Source organism: Thermodesulfomicrobium thermophilum DSM 16697, from assembly GCF_059568695.1.
This window is the reverse complement of sequence record NZ_JCANTW010000011.1, coordinates 425,339-446,032: the sequence shown is the minus strand read 5'-3', so window position 1 is coordinate 446,032 and position 20,694 is coordinate 425,339. Positions and strand designations below refer to the sequence as shown.

General features: G+C 66.2%; 16 protein-coding genes and 1 riboswitch. Of the genes, 5 read left to right on the top strand and 11 right to left on the bottom strand.

Going from position 1 to position 20,694, the window contains the following annotated elements; translation table 11 throughout:
* Positions 1–3 precede the first annotated feature (3 nt).
* The 4 genes from gnd (at position 4) to BR00_RS03390 (ending at position 8,608) form a co-directional block, all read left to right on the top strand.
* Positions 4–1,491 carry a decarboxylating NADP(+)-dependent phosphogluconate dehydrogenase gene (gene gnd / locus BR00_RS03405; RefSeq protein ID WP_496476207.1) on the top strand — a complete coding sequence of 496 codons (1,488 nt, stop codon included), beginning with the start codon at positions 4–6 and terminating at the stop codon, positions 1,489–1,491.
* Positions 1,492–1,581: 90 nt separating this feature from the next.
* Positions 1,582–4,503, top strand: a complete 2,922-nt coding sequence (locus BR00_RS03400; protein ID WP_496476206.1) for a chemotaxis protein CheB — start codon at positions 1,582–1,584, stop codon at positions 4,501–4,503.
* An 84-nt stretch (positions 4,504–4,587) separates the two neighbouring features.
* On the top strand, positions 4,588–6,300 hold the full coding sequence (locus BR00_RS03395) for a response regulator (RefSeq protein WP_496476205.1): 1,713 nt from the start codon (positions 4,588–4,590) through the stop codon (positions 6,298–6,300).
* A gap of 37 nt (positions 6,301–6,337) precedes the next feature.
* Positions 6,338–8,608 (top strand): two-component system response regulator, encoded by a 2,271-nt coding sequence (locus BR00_RS03390; protein ID WP_496476204.1) that lies wholly within the window; start codon positions 6,338–6,340, stop codon positions 8,606–8,608.
* A gap of 6 nt (positions 8,609–8,614) precedes the next feature.
* On the opposite strand, the gene BR00_RS03385 is transcribed toward BR00_RS03390, so the two are convergent.
* The 9 genes from BR00_RS03385 to BR00_RS03345 form a co-directional block, all read right to left on the bottom strand.
* Complete coding sequence (locus tag BR00_RS03385) at positions 8,615–9,988, bottom strand: cobyrinic acid a,c-diamide synthase CobB (RefSeq protein ID WP_496476203.1); 1,374 nt, start codon at positions 9,986–9,988, stop codon at positions 8,615–8,617.
* The gene (gene cobI / locus BR00_RS03380) at positions 9,985–10,737 is read right to left on the bottom strand and encodes a precorrin-2 C(20)-methyltransferase (protein WP_496476202.1); all 753 of its coding nucleotides are present in this window, start codon (positions 10,735–10,737) and stop codon (positions 9,985–9,987) included. Before cobI ends, BR00_RS03385 begins: the two co-directional genes overlap by 4 nt.
* Complete coding sequence (locus BR00_RS03375) at positions 10,737–11,618, bottom strand: ABC transporter substrate-binding protein (RefSeq protein ID WP_496476201.1); 882 nt, start codon at positions 11,616–11,618, stop codon at positions 10,737–10,739. Before BR00_RS03375 ends, cobI begins: the two co-directional genes overlap by 1 nt.
* A complete protein-coding gene (locus BR00_RS03370; RefSeq protein ID WP_496476200.1) occupies positions 11,524–12,318 on the bottom strand; it encodes an ABC transporter ATP-binding protein in 795 nt (264 codons plus the stop codon). The genes BR00_RS03375 and BR00_RS03370 overlap by 95 nt, the downstream gene beginning before the upstream one ends.
* The gene (locus BR00_RS03365) at positions 12,315–13,304 is read right to left on the bottom strand and encodes a FecCD family ABC transporter permease (protein WP_496476199.1); all 990 of its coding nucleotides are present in this window, start codon (positions 13,302–13,304) and stop codon (positions 12,315–12,317) included. Before BR00_RS03365 ends, BR00_RS03370 begins: the two co-directional genes overlap by 4 nt.
* A gap of 20 nt (positions 13,305–13,324) precedes the next feature.
* Positions 13,325–14,212 (bottom strand): sirohydrochlorin cobaltochelatase, encoded by an 888-nt coding sequence (locus tag BR00_RS03360; protein ID WP_496476198.1) that lies wholly within the window; start codon positions 14,210–14,212, stop codon positions 13,325–13,327.
* A gap of 86 nt (positions 14,213–14,298) precedes the next feature.
* Positions 14,299–14,477: riboswitch (cobalamin riboswitch) on the bottom strand.
* Positions 14,477–15,520, bottom strand: a complete 1,044-nt coding sequence (locus BR00_RS03355; protein WP_496476197.1) for a glycosyltransferase family 9 protein — start codon at positions 15,518–15,520, stop codon at positions 14,477–14,479. It overlaps the preceding riboswitch by 1 nt.
* Entirely contained in the window at positions 15,517–16,641 is a 1,125-nt protein-coding gene (locus BR00_RS03350; protein WP_496476196.1) for a glycosyltransferase family 4 protein, read from the bottom strand. Before BR00_RS03350 ends, BR00_RS03355 begins: the two co-directional genes overlap by 4 nt.
* Positions 16,638–17,750 (bottom strand): glycosyltransferase family 4 protein, encoded by a 1,113-nt coding sequence (locus tag BR00_RS03345; RefSeq protein ID WP_496476195.1) that lies wholly within the window; start codon positions 17,748–17,750, stop codon positions 16,638–16,640. Before BR00_RS03345 ends, BR00_RS03350 begins: the two co-directional genes overlap by 4 nt.
* Position 17,751: 1 nt before the next feature.
* Here BR00_RS03345 and BR00_RS03340 point away from each other — a divergent pair, with 1 nt between their 5' ends.
* Positions 17,752–18,585: a glycosyltransferase family 2 protein gene (locus tag BR00_RS03340; protein ID WP_496476194.1), complete on the top strand. Its 834-nt coding sequence runs from the start codon at positions 17,752–17,754 to the stop codon at positions 18,583–18,585.
* Here the strand turns inward: BR00_RS03340 and BR00_RS03335 are convergent.
* Positions 18,582–18,944, bottom strand: a complete 363-nt coding sequence (locus BR00_RS03335) for a molybdenum cofactor biosynthesis protein MoaE (RefSeq protein WP_496476193.1) — start codon at positions 18,942–18,944, stop codon at positions 18,582–18,584. The two genes, BR00_RS03340 and BR00_RS03335, sit on opposite strands and share 4 nt — an antisense overlap.
* Complete coding sequence (locus BR00_RS03330) at positions 18,914–20,677, bottom strand: YcaO-like family protein (protein ID WP_496476192.1); 1,764 nt, start codon at positions 20,675–20,677, stop codon at positions 18,914–18,916. Before BR00_RS03330 ends, BR00_RS03335 begins: the two co-directional genes overlap by 31 nt.
* Positions 20,678–20,694 lie beyond the last annotated feature (17 nt).

The following is a 20,694-nucleotide window of genomic DNA, read 5'->3' as shown; positions in this document are numbered from 1 at the left end:
GGCGTGCGCGGACAGGCCGATATCGGTGTCGTGGGCTTGGGGGTGATGGGAGAAAACCTCATCCTCAATATGGAGCGCCGTGGGTTCACGGTGGCGTGTTTCAACCGCACCCCGAGCAAGGTGGACGCCTTTGTTCAGGGCCGGGGCGCGGGGAAGAACATCATCGGGTGCCATGACCTGGGCGGGCTTGTGGCCGTGCTCAAGCGGCCGCGTCAGATCTTGTGCATGATCCCTGCGGGTCAGGCGGTGGATGCGCTGCTTGCCGAGCTTCGGGGCCTTTTGAGCGCCGGCGATGTGGTCATCGATGGCGGCAATTCGCATTTTCTGGATACCGCCCGCCGCGTGCAGGAGATGGAGCGCGCCGGGTTTTGGCTCGTGGGCGCTGGGATTTCCGGGGGCGCGCAGGGGGCGCTCCTGGGCCCATCCATCATGCCGGGCGGATCCCCGGCTGCCTGGGAGGTGGTGCGTCCCGTTTTGCAGCGCATCTGCGCGGTGACGGACGCGGGGGTGCCGTGCTGCGATTGGGTGGGCGAAGGCGGGGCAGGGCATTTCGTGAAGATGGTGCATAACGGCATCGAGTATGGCGACATGCAGCTCATCGCCGAGGTGTATCATCTCATGCGCAGCGGCCTTGGGCTGCGCCCCCAAGAGATGGCCCAGGTCTTTGCCCGCTGGGATCGAGGCCCGCTGCAATCGTACCTGATTTCCATCACCAGCCGGATTTTGGAGCATACCGATGCCCACGGTCGGCCCACGGTGGACGGGATCCTCGACGTGGCCGGGCAGAAGGGCACCGGCGCGTGGAGCGTGGCCACAGCCCTGGAGATGGCCGTGCCCCTTTCGCTCATCGCCGAGGCGGTCTTTGCCCGTGCTCTTTCCGGCCTCAAGGACGAGCGTGCCGCAGCATCGCGCAGCTTGCGCGGTCCAGGGGCGCGGGGGGGCGAGGATGCGAAGTCCGTTATCCAGGATCTCATGCAGGCGCTGTACGCGGCCAAGATCGTCTCCTACGCCCAAGGGTTTCAGCTCATGCGCGCCGTGGCCCAAGCCCAGGGATGGCGTCTTGACTATGGCCGTATCGCGCTTTTGTGGCGGGAAGGTTGCATCATCCGCGCCGCTTTTTTGGAGGATATTCACCGGGCATTTGGCGCGGCCCCGGACCTGTCCAACCTGATGCTGGCCCCGTTTTTTGCGGACGCCTTGCACCGGGCTCAGGCAGGGTGGCGCCGTAGCGTGACCCGGGCGGTACAGTGGGGTATCCCCGTGCCGGCGCTGAGCGCCGCCTTGGCCTATTACGACGGCTACCGCACCGAGCAGCTGCCCGCCAATCTGCTCCAGGCCCAGCGGGACTATTTCGGCGCTCATGCCTACGAGCGCGTTGACGCCCCGCGTGGCATGCTGTTCCACACCGAGTGGACGCGCGCGCCCCAAAACCCTGCGGCGCCAGCGGATCCACCACTGCTTTCGCGTCGCGGACAGACGGGTGTTTGGTGAGGAAGACATTGCAAACATGTTGCTGGAACGATACGCGGTTTTCGTTCCTTCCCGTTGTCTTGGGGGGAGTTTGACTGCGGAGCGGCCTGCATGCAGCGGCCCTTTCTGGGGGCGACGGATGTGGTGTACCGGCTCCTGAGCACACGCAAGCAAGGAATGATCATGGCGGCTCCAACTTATTACGTGGGTATCGGCGCCTCGGCCGGGGGGCTGGAGGCCATCGAGCACTTCTTCCAGGCCATGCCTCGGCACACGGGCATGGCCTTCATCGTCATTCAGCATCTGTCACCGGATTATAAGAGTCTCATGGTGGAGCTCCTCTCCAAGAAGACCTCCATTCCCGTGTGCCGCGCCGAGGATGGTATGGAAGTGGAGGCGGACACCATCTACCTCATCCCGCCCAAAAAGAACCTCACCATCTTCCACGGTCGTTTGGTGCTCAACGAACAGGAGACAGCCCGGGGCATCAACCTCCCCATCGATATCTTTTTGCTTTCCCTTGCCGAAGACCAGGGCGAAAAGGCCATCGCCGTCATCCTCTCCGGCACGGGCAGCGATGGCACGCGTGGGGTGCGGGCGGTCAAGGAGCATGGCGGCATGGTCATGGTGCAGGACGAGGCCAGCGCCAAGTTCGACGGCATGCCCAAAGCCGCCATCTCCACCGGCGTGGCGGACTTCGTCCTGCCGCCGGAAGCCATGGCGGCACAGCTCTTGGCGTTTGCCAAGCACGAACCCCTCTTGGTGCGGGACGACTCCGAGCAGGACTCGGCCGAGTCCCGCGGCATCACCAAGCTGTTTGCCTTGGTGCGGAACAAGACCAAGGTGGATTTTACCTACTACAAGCCAGGTACGGTGACGCGCCGCATCGAACGGCGCATGATGGTCACCCACGCCTCGAGCCTTGAGGAATACATCGAATACGTCCAGTCATATCCGGCGGAGATCGATGCGTTGTACAAGGAGTTCCTCATCGGTGTGACCAGCTTTTTCCGGGACGTCGAGGCCTTTCGCTACCTGGCCGAGGAGTGTCTGCCTGCTCTGTTTCGGAATGCTGGTGACCGCGAGGTGCGCTTCTGGGTGGCAGGATGTTCGTCGGGGGAAGAGGCCTATAGCCTTGCGATCTTGGCGCATGAGTACATGGACGCCACGGGCGACCACAAGCCGGTGAAGATCTTTGCTACGGACTTGGATCAGAACGCCATTCAGGCGGCCGCCGCCGGGGTATATCCCGAGAGCATCGCCGCTGACGTGAACCCCACCCTTTTAACCAAGTACTTCCACAAGAACGGCGACTCCTTTCAGGTGGCCCGCCGTATTCGCGAGCTCGTGGTTTTTTCCCGGCATAACCTTATTGCGGACCCGCCCTTTACCAAGATCGATCTCATCAGTTGTCGTAACTTACTCATCTATCTCCAGCCAAAGGTCCAGCAGAAGATCTTCGAGTATTTCAATTTCTCCTTGAACCCCGATGGAATCCTTTTTCTTGGGTCCAGTGAGAGCTTGGGTGACGCTTCGGTGTATTTCCAGCCGGTGCACCACAAGTTCAGGATTTTTCGCTCAGTGGGTAAGAGGAGCGGGCCCAAGGCCATGAGCGTCACGTCTGTGCCCAGCCCCACTCCAGGAAGCCTTGCCTTCAATCCGTACGTTCAGAGGGGATCCCGGGCCGGATTCATGGATGAACGGGTGCTCGAGCGTTTTCTTCTGGGTATTGAGGGCGATATCTTGCCGCTTTCGGCCATTGTTACGGAAGACCTGCAGGTGATGCACATCTTCGGAGATGCCTCGCCCGTGTTTCGCATCCCTTCCGGACGGTTGTCCATGGAGCTCTCCTCCTTGGCGCGCAAGGATATGACCATCCTGCTGACGAGCCTGGTGCAAAAGGCCTTCCGTAGCGGCGAGGAGCAGGAGACTACCGTCATGATGGATGAAGGGGAGGCCCGACAGGCCATGACCATCCGCGTGCGGCTGTTGCCGCAGCGCAAAGGACATCCCAATTTGGCGGCGATGATGTTCTTGCCGGCGGCACAGCGTCCAGGCAGCCCCACAATCGTATACGACCTCAGCAAGGAAAGCGAGGAGCGTATTCGGGATTTGGAGTCCGAGTTGCAGCTTACCCGGGAAAATCTTCAGGCCACCATTGAGGAGCTGCAGACTTCCAACGAGGAGCTTCAGGCCACCAACGAGGAGCTTCAGGCCACCAACGAGGAGCTTCAGGCCACCAACGAGGAACTGTATACCGTCAACAGTGAATACCAGAATAAGATCTACGAACTCGTATCCTTGCATCATGATATCGACAACATCCTCAACGCCACGGGGGTTGGCATTCTCCTTTTGGACGAGAACAAGGCCATCCGCCGGTTTTCGCCGCCCATTACCCGGATCTTTTCCGTTTTGGAGCAGGACGTCGGCCGTCCCTTCAGCCACATCGCGCATGACCTCGAAGACGTGGATTTGCCTGCCCTGGTGGATGCAGTCATGGCCACCCAAAAGACGCTGGAGCGCGAGGTGCGTGCGGGCAATAGCGGCCAAGTGTATCACATGCAGATTTCCCCGTATTCCGTGGGGCCTTCGGACTTTGCCGGAGCTGTTCTGTCTTTTTGGGATATTACGGCATCCGTGCGTCTGCGCCAGGAGCTGTCGGCCTTGGAGCGGCGCCTTCATAAAACCGTACGCCTGGCGCTCTTGGGCTTTTGGGTGAGTCGGGGCACGGAGGGGGACCAGTATTGGGGGGAAGAAACCTTTGCAGTGTTCGGGATTGCCCCCAAGAAAACCATGGACCTTCCCGAGATTGTGGCGCTCTTCGACCCCGAATTTCAGGCCCATGTGCGGGACGCGGTGCTGCGCGTGAACCGGGAGCATGTGGCCGTGGATACGATTGCTCGCTTGCGGCCGGATTTGGGCGCCAAATGGATCCGTATCCTGGGGCGATGGGAAGAAGGACCCGATGGAGGGGAGGTGAGTGGAATCTATCAGGATGTCACCTGCCTTCAGGACTGGAAAACCGTATGATCTGCCGACAGGCGGCGGGTGCGTTTGGCGGAAATCCATGCGTCCGTGCGTGATGTCGTCGGCTACAAGGGCAAAGGAGCACGTATGAGCGAATCTCGACGTCAGCGTCTTGATGCATTGCGGCTCCGCGTGGAGTCCTTGGCGCGTGACGGGCGTATCAGCCCCGAGGACGCCGCGCTGGTGGAGGAACTGGTCACCGAGCTTGCGGTGTACAAGGGTGAGCTGGAGGTGCAAAACGAGACCCTGCGGGAGACTCTGGCGGAGCTGGAGGCCTCGCGCGTCCGTTTCCAGCGTCTCTTCCAGTATGCGCCCATCGGGTATGCGGTGCTCGACAGCGCCGGCGTGGTGCGCGAAGCCAATCTCGCCTTGGCGGATTTGGTCCGGAGGCCCCAGGGGCGGCTCGGTGGCCAGCATTTTTTTCGGTTGCTGGCGCCGGATTCGCGCCCGGCTTTTGTGGAGCGCCTGCGCGGGGTAGTGGCCCGGGGCGGGGAGCGCAGCTTCGATGCGTTGTTGCTCCATCGCCGCGGCGCAAGCACGCCGGTGCGGCTGGTGTTTTTTTGTGATGCCGAAGCCTGCGCCGGGGAGAATACCCAAGTGCTGCTGGCGGTCATCGACATGACCCTGGTGCGGCGGCGGGAGGCCGAGCTCGTTGTCGCCCTGGAGGCGGCCAAGGCCGCGGACCGGGCCAAGAGTGAATTTTTGGCCACCATGAGCCACGAACTGCGCACCCCGCTCAACGGCATCTTGGGGATGCTCCAGCTTCTGGAAGGCACGGCCCTTTCCGAAGAGCAGCGTTTTTACGTGAGCCAGGCCGGGAGCGCCTCCCGGCATTTGGTGCGGCTGCTTTCCGATGTCCTGGATTTTGCCCGTCTGGATACCGGGCGCCCGGAGCCGGTGGTGGAGCGTTTTGCCGTGCGCGAGGACGTGCTGGAGCCGGTGCAGGGGTCCTTGGGCCTGGAAGCGGCGGGCAAAGGGCTTGCGCTGCGTCTGGAGACGGCCCCGGAACTTGCGCCCTGGTGGCGGGGGGAGGCTAGCCGGTTGCGGCAAATCCTCCTCAATCTCGTGGGCAATGCCATCAAGTACACCTCCGATGGCGAGGTCTCGGTGTGGGTGGAGGCATGCCCTCGGGGGCTTCGGCTCTGGGTGGAGGACGCGGGCCCGGGCATGAGTGATGCCACCTTGGAGCGGCTCTTCGAACCCTTTTGCCGCGGCGAGCAAACCCAGCGGACGAGCGGCGTCGGTCTCGGCATGGCCATCGTGGCCCGGCTGCTGCGCCTGATGGGCGGAAGTCTCTGCGTGGAGACCGCCCTCGGCCAGGGGACGCGCATCGTGGTGGTGGTGCCGGCCCAACCCTGCGAGGGGCGGGAGGACCTGCAGCCCGTGGCCGTGGAGCCTATATGCGCGGAACGGGTGCGGGTGCTGGTGGTGGAGGACGATGTCGTCAACCGCCTGGTGGCGGTGCGGCTCTTGGGCTCTCGGAACTACGAGGTGCACGAGGCCGCGGACGGCGGCGAGGCCCTTGCCCGGCTCGCGGAGGAGTGTTTCGACGTGGTGCTCATGGATGTGCAGATGCCGGGCATGGACGGCGTTGAAATCACCCGCCGTATCCGCGACTCTCAGGCGCCGTACCGCCATATCCCCATCATCGCCATGACCGCCCATGCCTTTGCCGAGGACCGGCAGCGGTTTCTGGCCGCAGGTATGGACGAGGTGCTCACCAAGCCCTTCGATATCTCCATGGTGGAGGCCACCATCTCCGCGGTATTGGCGGCACGTGCCGCGGAAGGGCGGTCATGAAGGGTCGCCGTGCCATTTGACGACCTGGAGAAGCTGTATGGCCTCGTTCTATAGTTTTGCTCGGCGCCCAAACCGCGTCCCGCGGGTGCTCATCGTGGAAGATGAAGCGTTCTCCCGCGCTCAGCTTGCGCACATGGTGGCGGGCTTCGGCTACCAATGGGTGGCCGTGGCCTCCGGCGAGGAAGCCTTGGATACATTGGACCGCAGCTTCGATGTGGTCCTTTTGGACGTGCTCATGCCTGGGCTCGGCGGTTATGAGACCCTCAAAGCCATCCGGAGTCTGCCCGAAACGCGAGATGTTCCGGTGGTCATGGTTTCGAGCCTCGATGACGCCAATTCGGAATTGCGCGCCGTGAAGCTGGGGGCCAACGATTACGTCATCAAGCCGATACGCCCCTTGGAATTGCGCCTGCGTCTAGCCAACTGGATTCGTATGAAGGCCATGGCCGACGAAAATGCTGATATCCGCCGCCACTTGGAAGGGGTGGTGCTGGAGCTGGAGTGCTCCCAGGCCCATGTGCGCGAACTGCTCGAAGAGCGCACCCGGCGTCTGGCCCAGGCCCAGAATCAGCTCCTCCAGGAACGGACCTCCCTGGAGGAGACGCGGCTGCAGCTGCGCCTGCTGGACACGGTGCTCTTGCACTCCTTGCAGGGCATTACCATCACCGATGCTCAGGGCACCATCGTGCGCGTCAATCCGGCCTTTACCGCCATTACCGGTTATAGCGCCGAGGAGGCCATTGGCCAGGATCCGCGGATCCTCAAGTCCCATGTGCATCCGCCCGAGTTTTATGCCGACATGTGGCGCACGCTGCGCGAGACCGGCTTTTGGACCGGCGAGATCTGGAACCGCAAAAAGAGCGGGGAGGTCTATCCCGAGCACCTCACCATCACCGCCTTTGCCGACGATCATGGCCGGGTGAGCCATTACGTGGCCATCTTTCATGATATCTCCGAATACAAGCGCCAAGAGGAACGGTTGCGCTTCCAGGAGTTCCACGACCTGCTCACCGGTCTGCCCAACCGTGCCCTGTTTTTGGACCGCCTGCGCAAGGATCTGTCCGTCGGCAGGCCCGCTGCGGTGTTCTTCGTGGACGTGGACAATTTTCTCCACGTCAACGAAAGCCTGGGATACACCGCCGGTGACGAGGTGCTGCGGGTGGTGAGCAAGCGTCTGGTCGCAGCAGTGGGGCCGGAGCATACCGTGGCGCGTCTGGCCGGTGACGAATTCGGCGTGCTGGTGCTCGGCCTCTCCCGCACCGAGGACGCCCTGCCCCTCGGCGATCGTCTCCTTCAAGCCTTCCAGCGCCCCATTGTCGTGGCAGGAGAGCCTGTGGTGCTTAGCGCGAGTATCGGGGTGGCCTTGGCCCCCCAGGACGCCACCGAGGCTGAGACCCTCCTGGGCCGGGCCGAGATGGCCATGCTGCGCATCAAAAAGAGCGGCAAGAATCAGCTCATGTTCTTTGACCCGGAATTGGCCGAGCGGGCGGGATTGCGGCTCAAGCGGGAGATGGACGTGCGCCGGGGTATGGATGCCGGGGAGTTCGTCATGTACTACCAGCCCAAGATCCGTCTTGCCGATGGTACGATCGCCGGTTTCGAGGCCCTCGTGCGCTGGCGGCGGCCGGACGGCGCCATGGTGCCGCCGGGCGAGTTCATCCCCCTGTGCGAGGAAACCGGGCTCATTGTGGACTTGGGCGCGCATATCCTGCGTCTAGTATGCCAGGACATGGGAATCATGGCCCGACATTTGCCCACAGCCCTGCCGGTGGCCTTCAACGTCTCGGCCGTGCAGTTCGACCACCCGCAGTTTGTGGAAACCTTGGAGCAGACCGTTGCCGCCTTTGGCGTGCCCCCGCACCTACTGGAAGTGGAGATCACCGAGACGAGCATCATGCGCGATTTCGCCCAGGCTTTGGCTCGGCTGGAGCGCTTGGCCTCTTTGGGTTTTCGCTTGCATCTCGATGACTTCGGCACGGGGTACGCCTCCTTGGGCTATCTCAAGCAGCTGCCCATCCACGTGCTCAAAATCGATCAAAGTTTCATGCGCGGCATCCCCGGAGACCCCAAGGACGAGCGTTTAGTGCGCACCATCATCGACTTGGGTCGCAACTTTAGCCTGACGGTGCTGGCCGAGGGGGTGGAGACCGCCGGGCAGGTGGCGTTCTTGCGCACGGGCGGCTGCGACGAGGCCCAGGGCTACTTCTTTGCCCGCCCCATGCCCTTGGAGGAGGCCCTGGCCTTTGTGCGCTCTTGTCCCACCTGTCTTCTGGCAGAAGCAGAGTCGGCTTCTTTGGGAGATGGCTGACGTCCTTTATCTTCTTGGCCACGGCGGGCAGGTGCGGCAGGCGGCGGTGAAATGCGCCGCCAGGCGGGGGTTGGAGCCCAGGTGGAGGTGTACGTAGGTGCCGCACACCTGGGCCTTGACCCAGCCGGTATCCCCTTGGGAGCTGCCAAAGAGGGGCCGCGCCTCGGGGTCGTGGCCGCAGACGCGGGAGTAGTGGAACTCGTGACCCCGGGCCGTTTCTCCTTCCTCGCCCAGAGGGCAGGGGGTGGCGATGGTCACCTGGCGGTAGCCCAGGGCCTGACGCGTGGACTCCATGACCGTATGCAGCTGAAAATGTCCCACCATGGGATGGCTATGCCCGTGGATGTCGGTCAGGGTTTGCCCAAGATACATGAAGCCGCCGCATTCGGCCCACACCGGCCGGTGGGAGGCGCAGAAGGCGCGGATTTCTTCCCGGAGGCGGCTGTTGGCCGCCAGGGGTGCGGCGTGGAGCTCGGGATAGCCGCCGCAGAGGTAGAGCCCCTGGATACCGGCGGGAAGGCGCGTATCCCGCAGGGGAGAGAAGGGGATCAGGCGTGCGCCCGAAGCTTCCAAGAGGCGCAGATTTTCCGCATACGCGAAGCAAAAGGCCGCGTCCTGGGCCACGCCGATGGGGACCGCGGGCTGGGGACGCTCTGCAGGCGCGGGCAGCACGGCAGCAGGGGCGGGCCGCGTTGGCACAAGCGCCAGCAGGCGGTCCACGGCGCCGCTTGCCTCCACCCATTGGGCCAGGCGCTCGAGGTGGGCGCGTGCCTGCGGCAGGTCTTCGGCGGTGACGAGTCCCAAGTGGCGGCTGGGCAGGGTGATCTCGGGGGCGCGACCAAGGCAGCCCAGAAGGGGCGGGCCTGAGGGGAGTGCGGCCAGGGCCTCGGTGAGGATGGCCTGGTGGCGGCTGGAGGCGACCTGGTTGACGAGGACGCCGGCGATGGCAAGCGTCGGGTCAAAGGAGGCGAACCCGTGCACCAGGGCGGCCACGGAGCGGCCCATGGCGCGGGCGTCCACGACGAGCACCACCGGCAGGCCGAGGAGGGTGGCGATCTCGGCGCTGGATCCGCGCTCGCAGGCTCCTTGGCCGTCGAAAAGCCCCATGGCCCCTTCCACCACCGCCACATCCGCCCCGGCGCAGGCGCGGTGGAAGAGTTCCTGGAGCGAGTGGGCCGGGAGCATCCAGGCGTCGAGGTTGTGGCTTGTCCGGCCTGTGGCGAGAGCGTGCAGCCCTGGGTCGATGAAGTCCGGTCCGCATTTGAACCCTTGCACCGTAAGCCCGCGCCCTCGCAGGGCGGCCATCAGGCCCAGGGCCACCGAGGTCTTGCCGCAGCCGCTATGGGTGCCGGCGATGAGTAGCGCACGCAGAGCGCTCATGGCTGGGGCTCGGGGTCGGCGGCCTTGGGCGGTGGCGCCGTGCGCTCGGCACTGGGGACCAGTACCAGGGTGAGGTAGGGCCGCGGGGCGCCGTCTTGGGGAAGCTCCAGGGAGATGTGCTCTCCGGGCAGTCCTACGGCCGTGGCCAGGTGACTGCGTTCTGCCGCCCCGGCGGCGGTCAGTGCCTCGTGGATTTGGGCAAAGCGCTTGCCGGCCTTGAGGATGACGAGGCTTTCCGTGGCGGCGAGGGCGCTTGTGACTTCCTGCGCCCCGCGTACCGCCGGCAGGATGAGCAGGCGTTCGCGCCCTTCGGCAAGAGGCACGCGCATCCTGGCCGCTGCGGCCTGAAAAGAAGTGATCCCCGGGATGACGCGTACCGGAAACTGCGGGTCCTGGGCGAGCAGGGTACGCAGGAGGTAGCCGAAGGTGGAGTAGAGCAGGGGATCGCCAAGGGTCAAAAAGGCGCAGCGTTCGCCCTGGCGCACCGCCGTGGCCACCTGGTGGGCGTTTTCCTGCCAGGCGGCCTGCAGAGCGCTTTCCTGGGTGGTCATGGGAAAGCGCAGCAGCGTCACCGGCGTGTCCGGGGGCAGGTGGGGCCGGGCGATGGACAGGGCGATGGAGTCTTCGGCGCTGCTGGAGGCTGCGGCAAAGACGTGGGTGCATCGACCAAGGGCCTGGACGGCCGCCAGGGTGATGAGCTTGGGGTCGCCAGGGCCGACCCCGATGCCGATGAGTTCGCCGGGATACATCAAGGTTCTCCATGTTCCAGAACGCGCGCTGCGTGCTGGATCCAGGTGGCGAGTTGTTGGGTGGCCGCCACAGCCCGGGGGGTGGGGCGGGAAAAGGCCGCTTGCTCCGCCTGGAACACCAGGCCGCGGCGCACGCACGGCAGGTTTGCGAAGATGGGGCCGCGCTCGGGCAGGGGCTCGGGGTTGGGGTGCATGGGGCCGCGCAGCAGGACGCAGACCTCCGGGGCCAGGCGCAGGAGTTCTTCTTCCGAGAGGCGCACGATCTTTTCCGGCGCGGTCACGGCGTTTTCTCCCCCGGCAGCGAGAATCATGTGGTGCACGATGCTGGCCGTGCCGCTCACCAGCAAATTGGGATAGCGCAGCTCCACGAGCACCCGGGGGCGGCGCGCGGCAGAAGCCGCAGCCACGGCGGCAAGGGTGCGCTCCATGGCCTGGACTTGCGCCTCGGCCTGGGCTTCGGCGTCCAGTTCGCGGCCCAGGCGGCGCAGGGAGGCAAAAAGATCGGCAAAGGACTGACCTGGAAGCGCGAGGGTGCGGATGCCGGCGGTCTGAAGCAGGGCGCAGAGCTCGGCGTGGGGCGCGTCTTCGAGGGTGAGGACCACATCCGGGTGCAGGGCCAAAATGGCCTCGAGGTTGGGCCGCAGATGCGTGCCGATGCTGGGAAGCTGCGGCAGGATCTCGGCGTCGGCCTCGGTGCGGCCGACGAGCAGGTCCCCGCGCCCCAAAGCCAGGACCATCTCCGCCAACGCCCCGTGCAAGGCAATGATCCGGGGATGCCCCGCCGCTTCAGTGGGCAGGGGTGCGGTCAGCAGACACAGGAAGAGGCAGAGCTTGCGGCACATCCGCCACGGGATGGCGCAACAGGTGAAACGGCGTGCCATAAAGGTCTCGCAATCGGTTGGCGGTAAAAAAGTCGCGGGTGGGGCCGTCGTACGCCACGCGGCCGCGGTCCAAGGCCACGAAGCGGGGGCAGTAGAGGGCCGCGCCGTTGAGGTCGTGGGCCACGAGCACGATGGTCTGGCCCTTTTGATGGCGCCTGGCCAGGATATCGAACACGGTGATGGCCCAGGACGGGTCCAGATGGGCGGCGGGCTCATCGAGGAGCAGCACCGGGGTCTCCTGCGCCAGGGCCTGGGCGAGGAGCACCCGGGAGAGCTCGCCTGCGGACAAAGTCGGCGCTAGGCGATGGGCGAGACGTGCCGCCCCGGTCTCCGCAAGGCAGGCCTCGGCCACGGCGTGGTCGTGACGGCTGGGTGCGCGAAACGGGCCGCTGTGGGCAAAGCGGCCCAGGAGGACCAGGTCCAGGGCCGTGAGCGGCGGCAGGGTCGGTGGGCGTTGGGGCACCATGGCCAGGGTGCGGGCGCGGGTTACGGCAGCCATGCGGTGCACGCAGGTGCCGGCCACGAGCACCGTCCCTGCCTGCGGTCGCGTGAGGGCGCAGATGGTGCGAAGCAGGGTGGTCTTGCCGCAGCCGTTCTTGCCCACCACCGCGATCCATTCGCCGCGGGCAACATGGAGATGGATGTCTTCGAGCACCATGCGGCGGCCAAAGCCCACGCAGAGGTTCTGGATGGTGATCACGCCTGCCTCCGGGAGCCCAGGAGTACGAAGCAGAAGGCCGGCGCCCCGGCGAGGGCGGTGATGACGCCCACCGGCAGCTCGGCCCCGTGGGCGAGTACGGTGCGCGCGGCCACGTCCGCCCAGAGGAGCACCACCCCGCCCATGACCGCACAGGCCGGAAGCAAGAGCCCGTGACGGGGCCCCAACAGAAGGCGCATGCCGTGCGGCACCACCAAACCCACAAAGCCGATGATGCCGCATACCGCCACGGACGAGGCCGTGAGCGCCGCGGCGGCCAGCACCAGCAGGGTGCGGCACACCGCCACCCGTACCCCCAGGGTGTGGGCATACTCTCCCCCCAGGGCGAGCACGTCCAGGATCTTGGCGGAGGCAAGGATCACCGTCATACCCGGCAGGCTCAGGGGGAGCATCATTGCCACATGCGGCCAGGAGCGGTTTTGCAGGCTCCCCAAGAGCCAAAACACGATGGAGGCCACCGAGTCTTCGTGCAGGGACTTCATGAGGGCGATGCAGGCGGCGAGGAAGGTGGAGACGATGATGCCGGCCAGCACCAGGCTTTCCCGGGAAAAGCTGCGCGCCGCCCAGCACAGGCCCAGCACCACGGCCACGGCCCCGGCGGCCCCCATAAGGGCGGCAAGGGACACGCCAAGCCCCCCGCTGGCTCCGCTGACCAAGGCCAAAGTGGCCCCGAGGCCGGCCCCGCTGGAGACCCCCAAGGTGAAGGGGTCGGCCAGCGGATTGCCGAGGATGGTTTGCAGGACCGCGCCCGCCATCCCCAGGGCGGCGCCGCAGGCAAGGGCCAGAACCAGCCGCGCCAGGCGCAGATCCACCACCAAGCTGGCGGCGTCGTTGCCTGGGCTTGTCAGCGCGGTGAGGACTTCTGACCAGCCTATGGGGTAGCTTCCTGCCTTGAGGGCGGCCACGGCGGAGAGGACGAGCGTCGCCGGCACGGCGAAAAGGGCGGCAGGGCGCGGCGTGGAGGGCATGGCGTTTTTCCAGGCGGTTGTCAGGGGAGCTCCAGGGCGCCCCACGCACGCGCCAGGTGCTCCATCCAGAGGGCGCTTACTTCCGGGGAGGAGGCGAGGCCTTCCAGGACCGGCACCGACTTGATGCCGCGAAAGCGCAGGCGCGAGGCCAGAGATTCCGGGTCATCGCCGCTCATGTCGTTGTGGGCGTGGTCGCCGGCCACGGCCATGAGCGGCACCAGGCGGGCCTGGGTGGCGCCCAGGGCAGCCAAGGAGTGGACGGTCTCGTCCATGGAGGGCGTGCCTTCCACCGTGGTGACGGTAAACCAAGGCGAGATCTGCTGCAGGGTACGATCCAGGGCGCTGTAGAATACGTCGCCGCCGTGGGCGGTGCCGTGGCCGAAGAACACCACGGCCTCGCGCCGGTTGCGGTCGGCGAAACGGCTGGTCAGGGCGGCGGCGAGCCGGCGCACGTCAGCACTGGTGGCCACAAGCGGGGCGCCCACGGTGATGCGCCGAAGGCCCTTGGGCAGACCCTCCATGCGGGAACAGATGGTCAGGAGGTTGTGGAACTCTTCACCCGGAATGACGTGCAGGGACTGCACCGCCACGTGGGTGAAGCCGTCGTCCGCCAGCCGCGCCAGGGCCAGGGCCGGGGAATCCACCCGCACGCCTTGGGTGCGGATCTTCTCGCGCACCTGTCGGGCGGTGTAGGCCCAGCGCACCTCCACGCCGGGGTAGCGCTGCCGCACCTGGGCTTCCAAGTGCTCCAGGGCCGTGCGGGCCTCGGGAACGGTGGTGCCGAAGGCCACGAGCAGGATGGCCGGCCGGGGCGGGAGCTTTGCGCCGTGGCCTGCCCACGCCGGGCATGCAGCCATCCACAGGCACAGAAAAGCCAGCACAAAAAAACCGCGAACCGGGAAAGTCATGAGGACCTCCATGGGTTTGCGGGGGCAGAAAGCACACGGGCACGACGCCCAAGCTCAAGGCCAAGACCCCCGTTGGCGCTCAAGCCGTAGTCCTATGGCCGTGGATCGGTCTTCCGGCTTGTCCCCCTCGGTTTCCGGCCTTCCCAGGAGCATCCCAGTGGCCAGACCGCCCGAAGGCGGGGAAACGAGGTTGCAGGGACTTACGGCGGCGGGCCCGCTCCCGATTTACACGGGATTCCCAAGCATCCACAGCAGGTTTGTGTCCTAGGGGCGAGGCGGGCAGTGTGTCAACGCGCTCTGCTGCATCCACTCCATGGCCGCTTGCGCCACGGCCTCGGGGGAAAGGTCGGTCAGGCAGCGGGTATGTCCGTGCGGGCAGACGTTGTGGTTACACGGCTGGCAGGCAAGGCCCAAGGCCATGTCCTGATGTATGTCCGCAGGATAGCGCCAGCCGCCGCTGGTGGCTCCGCGGATGGTGAAGGACGGCACGCCCACGGCCACGGCCATGTGGCGCGGGGCCGAACAATTGCCCATGTGGCCGCGGGAAAGGCGCATGACGGCGGCCATCTGGCGCAAAGAAAGGAGGGTTTTCGGGACCACCACGGCCTGCGGCGGACAGGCGGCGGCCAGGCGGCGCACTTCCTCCTCTTCGCCGGGGCCGTAGAGGAAGAGGGCGCGAAAATCCGGCATCCGGCGGTGGATCTCGCGTACCAGTGCCGCGAAATGCGGCCAGCGCCGGGCGGGTCGGCGGTGGGTGGGGTCCACGGTCCAGAAGCCGCGTTCCTCAAGCCCTGCCTGTTGGATCCAGTGGAGGGCGGCGGTCATTTCCTCGGGGGAGAGAAAGATCTCCGGGGCCTCTCCCTGCCAGGTGATCCCCAGGGCCTCCAGGATGCCGGCCTTGAAGGCCGCGGCGTAGGCGCCGGCGCGCGGCGGGTGGGTGTGGGTGTAGAGCAGACGGTTGTACCAGGGCGCGGGGTAGGAAAGGCGCACGCGCGCCCGGGAAAGCAGGGTCGCCATACGGCAGCGGGGAAGCTGCTGGAAGTCCACCACCAGGTCGAAGCCTGTGGCGGCCAGACGGCTCCACAAGGGGAGGGCCCGGCGCAGGCTGCGGGGAACCGTCCAGATGTGCGAGACATGGGGGTTGTGCTCGAGGATGGGGGCGCATTTGGCTTCGGTGAAGACGTGGACCTCTGCTGCGGGAAAGCGTTGGGCCAGAAGCCGGATGCTGGGGGTGGTGAGGAGCACGTCGCCGATCTGGCGCAACTGGCAGACGAGGATGCGGCGGGGGGAAAAGGTGGCGAGGTTCATGGAAGCGCGTCTCGTGTTTTCTGTTGGATGAGGCCGCCAAGAAGGTCCCGGTAGGGGGCAAGGCCCATGGCGGGCCGGAAGTCCGGGCGCTGGGTGCTTTTGCCCAGGTTGGCGGCGATGGCGCGGGCCACCTGCATGGGGTCGGCGGGGTCCTCGATGATCGCTTGGGGCCGGAGAAAGGCGCTGCTGCCGTTCCAGCGGGTGGAGATGGTGGATAGCCCCGTGGCCAGGGCCTCGAGCACGGCGTTGGCGCAGGCGTCGTAGAAGGTATTGAGCACGAAGCCATCCAAGGCGGCGTAGAAGAGGGGCATGTCGTCCACCCGGCCGAGGAAATGCACCCGGTTTTCCAGGCCGTGGCGCCGGGCGTGAGCGAGCGCTTGGTGCGGGGAGCGGCCGCCTGCTACCCAGAGGTGGACTGCCTGCGGCAGATGGCGCAGGCTTTCGATCAAGGGAAAGATCCCCTTGAGGCGGAAATTGGTGGCCGCGGTCCCCAGGGCGACGCAGCCCGGCGGGATATTCCAGAGGCTGCGGGCGCGGGCGCGCGCTTGCGGCGAGGGCAGGGCAAAGCGGCTGGTGTCCGGGGCGTTGTAGATGACCGGGATGGGGCGGTCTTGGAGCTGGGGGAAGCTCTCGCGCATGAGGTCGCGCACCAGGTGGGAATTGGCCACGAGGATGCGGGAGCCGGAAAGCTGGAGCCGCTCCACGGCCATGGCCAGCAGGTGGCCGGGGTTGGCCCAGCGGCGCAGCATCTTGGCGTGCCGCGGCCATCCGTGGCCGTAGGCCGGGGCGGTGAGTTCCCAGAAACGCCGGGTAGGGGCGCCGCTGATGCGCAGCACGTCCTGGAAGAGGGTGGCGCCCATGCCCATGGCGGCCGCGTATCCGCCGGTACGCCGGGCCCACTCCGCGGCCAGGGCGAACCAGAGGATTTTGCCCGCCCGTCCCGGAAGGGGCCGGCCCAGACGCACCACCTGCACCCCTTCCGGGGCGCGGCCGTCCTGCTGCATGCAGAGCACGTGGACGGCATATTCGTCGCGCAGGTATTCGGCCAGACGCCAGGTGAAGCCTTCCATGCCGCCGTAGCGGCCAAGGCGCGGTACCATGAGGGCGATGCGCGGCTTCATCGCGGTCGCTCCACGCGGGTGAGGGCCCTCGCGTACACCTCCATGGTGGCCGCAAGGAACGTCTCGCTGGTGAGCTCCGGCAGGCGTTGGTCTTGGAGGTCGCGCAGGCGCAGGCGAAAATCCGCGTCCATGGCCTTTTCGATGCGCTGCGCCCAGGCCGCCACGTCCCCCGGGGGCGCCAAGGCCTCGGGGGCGAAAAGGTCCGGCAGCACGCCCACGGTGCTCGCCAGGGTCGGCACGCCGCAGGCCATCCATTCCAGGGCGGCGCGGGCGATGGCCTCGGACCACAGGGAGGGGACCACCGCCAGGTCCACGGCGTTGAGGTACTCCGCCACCGGCTCCACGCGGCCGGTGATGGTGATTGCGGCGTCCAGATCGGCTGCGCGGATCCAGTCCTGAACCGTGGCCTCGGCAAGGGCCGAGGAAAAGCCGAGGAGCAGCAGGCGCAGGTGCCGATGACCGCGGTGATGGAGGGTCCGGAGGGCCTCGATGATCTCCCGCTGGCCCTTGACCGTATCCAAGCGGCCCAAGAGTCCGAGCACCAGGTGGTCTTCGGTGAAGCCGAGCTTGGCCCGTACACGCTTTCGGGCTTCGGGGTTGGGGAAGAAGGTCTCGGTGTCCACCCCGCCGAGGACACAGAAGATGCGCTCGCGCGGCAGCCCCATGGCGAGAAAGCGCCGGGTGGTGGCGGAATTGGTGCTGATCACGGCGTCCGCCTGCAGGTGGAGCCAACGGTTGATGGGGTCGTTTTTGGGGGGGCGCTGATCGCCGCGGGTACGGATGAGGGCGAAGTCCCGGCGCAGACGGCGCAGGGCGGCCCACATCCAGAAATGCTCTCCCCGATGGCAATTGACCACCTGAGGGCGAAAGCGGGACGTGAGTTCGCCGATGGCTCGGGCCAGGCGCGCCATGCCCCAGGGGGTGCGGGTATTGTGGTCCAGACGGACCAAGGATAGGCCGCGCTTTTCGCCTGCCGCCTCCGCCAGGGTTCCGGGGAGGACCGCCACGCGCACCTGGTGGCCGGCGGCTTGCTGCAAGCGGGCCAGCTCCATGGCATACCATACCGTGGCGTTGAACCAGCGTACATTGGCAATATGGAGGATACGCACTGTGGTCTCCGTGATTCTTCCGGTCCGCAATCGTGCCGCGGTGGTGGAGCGCGCGGTGCGCTCCGTGTGGACGCAGACTTGGCAGGATTGGGAACTCGTGGCCGTGGACGACGGTTCCGACGACGCCACCCGTGCCGTGCTTGAGGACCTGGCGGCCCAGGAGCCCCGGATGCGCGTTCTGGCCACACCGCCGCGTGGGGTGAGCCATGCCCGCAACCGGGGGGTGGAGGCAAGCGCCGGCGCGTGGGTCGCCCTTTTGGATTCCGACGACCTGTGGCTGCCGCGCAAATTGGAGGCGCAGATGCGCTTTGTGGCGGACTCGGGGTTTTCGGCCTGCCAGACCGAAGAGATCTGGATCCGCCACGGCCGCCGGGTGAACCCGTGCCGCAAGCACGCCAAGCCTGCGGGATGGTTTTTGGAGCGGGCCGTGGCCCTCTGCCTGATCAGCCCGTCGTGCGTGCTCTTTTCCCGCGCCCTCTGGGAGCAGGTGGGGCCGTTCGACGAGGACCTGCCGGCGTGCGAAGACTACGCCTTGTGGCTGCGGCTGCTCCTCGTGGCCCCGGTGGGGCTTGTGCCCCAAGCCTTGGTGGTCAAGACCGGCGGCCACGAGGACCAGCTCTCCCGCCTTTTCGTGGGGCAGGACCGGTTCCGCCTGGAAGGCCTGCGCCGGGCCCTTGCCCGGGCGCAGCGCGCCGAAGACCGCCGCATTCTGGCCGCGGAAATGGTGCGCCGCGGCCGCATCTACCAGGCGGGCTGCCTCAAGCACGGGCTGGTGGACGAGGCCGTGCTCGTGGGTCAGTGGATGCGGCAGGCCCGTGTGCTCGTGGAGTCTTAGGCGCAAACCTCCCGCTTGGCGATGGCTTCGGCCTTGATGCGGTCCAGGAGCTCCGCCAGGGCGGGTTTGACGTTTTCCCGGATGTCTCCGGCCACGATGAGAAAGAGCAGGTCGTCACCCACCTGCAGCACGCCTTCCTTGGCCTCCACCACGACGCGGAAGATGCCGGGCCGGGCCTCGATTTCCTTGCGGATGGCCTCGATCTTGGCGCGGTCCGGATGGACTTCCACCTGGGTGACGGCCGCGCCGTCCTTGCGCGACCAGGCGCGGACCACGCCGTTGTGCACGAGGATCATGCCCACGTGCTCGGCGAACCCGGGTTCCTGCTTCAATTGGGCGATGGTGCGGGTGATGTCCATGATGCCTCCGTGGTTGCGGTGAGTTCTGTGAGGTGCTGGCGGGCAAAATCCAGGCTGGGGTCGATGGCGAGCGCCCGGGTGAGAATGTCGCGGGCGAGGTCCGTGTGCCCCAAAAGCTTGTGGCAGACGCCGAGGTTGGCCAGGTCCATGATCGAACCGCTGTCCAATTCCAAGGCCAGCTCGAAATTGGCCGCTGCCGCCGCGTACTGACTCTCCTTGAAGTAGGCCACACCGCGCAGATTGTAGTATTCCTTGACTTCGGGGCACGCGTCGATGGCCCGGTCCAAGATGGGGATGGCCTCGCTCCAGCGCCCTTCCTGGGTGAGGGCGTACGCCTGGTAGAAGGCGGCAAGGCCCCGGTCGTCGGCGTCTTCCTGCAGGGGTTCGGCCTGGGCGAAGAGCTGGGCAGCCCGCGGCAGATCTCCTTCCCGCAGGGCCACGAGGCCGCAGAAAAAGGGCAGGTACGACGCATCCGGCCACAAGGACTCCAAGGTCTGAAGTCCGGCGGTGGCGGTTTCGGGCTCCATTTCTTCGGCCAGGATGCGGCCTACGAAAAGCCCCACTGACGCCCGGGGGGTACGCTCGCGAAAAAGCAGTCCCGGGGCAAAGGTATAGGCCGTGGGGATCCCCAGGCGCGGGTGGGTGGTGGCCACTGCCAAGGGCGGATGGCCTAATTGGGCGAGCCCGCGCGCCACGGCGCGCAGTTCCTCGGTGATGTCGTCGCACGTGATGCTGGGGAGGCTTTGGATGGGGACTTCGGGACCTTCTTCCACCCAGGCGGTGTCCTCCATGCGGAGAAATTTGGGCAGCCCCGAGGCCTCGTAGTTGCTTTCGGTGATGAAATCCCCCGCCAGCTGCGCCACTTCCGTGAGCGCCCGGATGGCGGCCTTCTCCGGGGAGCTGGCGGTGCCTGCGGTAAAGACGATTTCGCTTTGGAGTGGAAAGGTTGCCGGATCGTAGGCCAGGGCCGCCACGGTGGGCACGGGCATGCCCAGGGAAAAATCCTTGAGCCAGACCCGCACTCCGGCGGCGGCGAACTTGGCGAGCAGTTCCCGCAGGACCGGGTCCTTGGCGCTTTGGGGGGCGATGGTGGGGGTTTGCGGGCGGGTGCGGTCCCATAGGCAGCACACGTGGCGCTCCACGAGTTCACACACCCCCTGCAGCAGCGCCTCCTCCATGGAGTTCCCCGCGCAGGACCCGTTGAATTCATTGAGCTTCTTGAACCAGGCGATGGGCACCCACAGCGGGCGTTCGCCGGCGAGGTCCGTTGCCTCGGCAAAGCGCCACGGCACCAGGTCCAAGGCGGTGCGGGCGGCCTGTTTCGTGGCCGGGTCGGCCACGGAGTGGAGGATCCATTCCACGGGGATGAGGTCGGTGCCGAAGCGGGCTTCGGCTTCGGACCAGGTGAGGCTGGGCAAGTCCGCGTCTTCCCAGAAACTGAAGAAGCTGAAGCGTTCCACGAGCTCCATGAGGGCCGAGGCTTCGGCCTGCGCCGGCGAGGAGCCTTTACCCATTTGCTTGCGGGTGGGCATGATCTTTCGGGCATGTTCGCCGCAGACGGACATGTACACCGGGATCCCCAAGCGTCCGGTGTCCACGCGGCGGGTTTCGGCGAGAACGTCCATGCCGCTTTGGGCAAGGGCGGCGCGAGCTTCGGCCACGGTCTGGGCCGGGTCGCGGGTCTTGTCCAGATCGGCGGTGAAGCCTTTGGGGCAGGGTTGAAGCTGGATCATATGAGTCTACTTTGGTT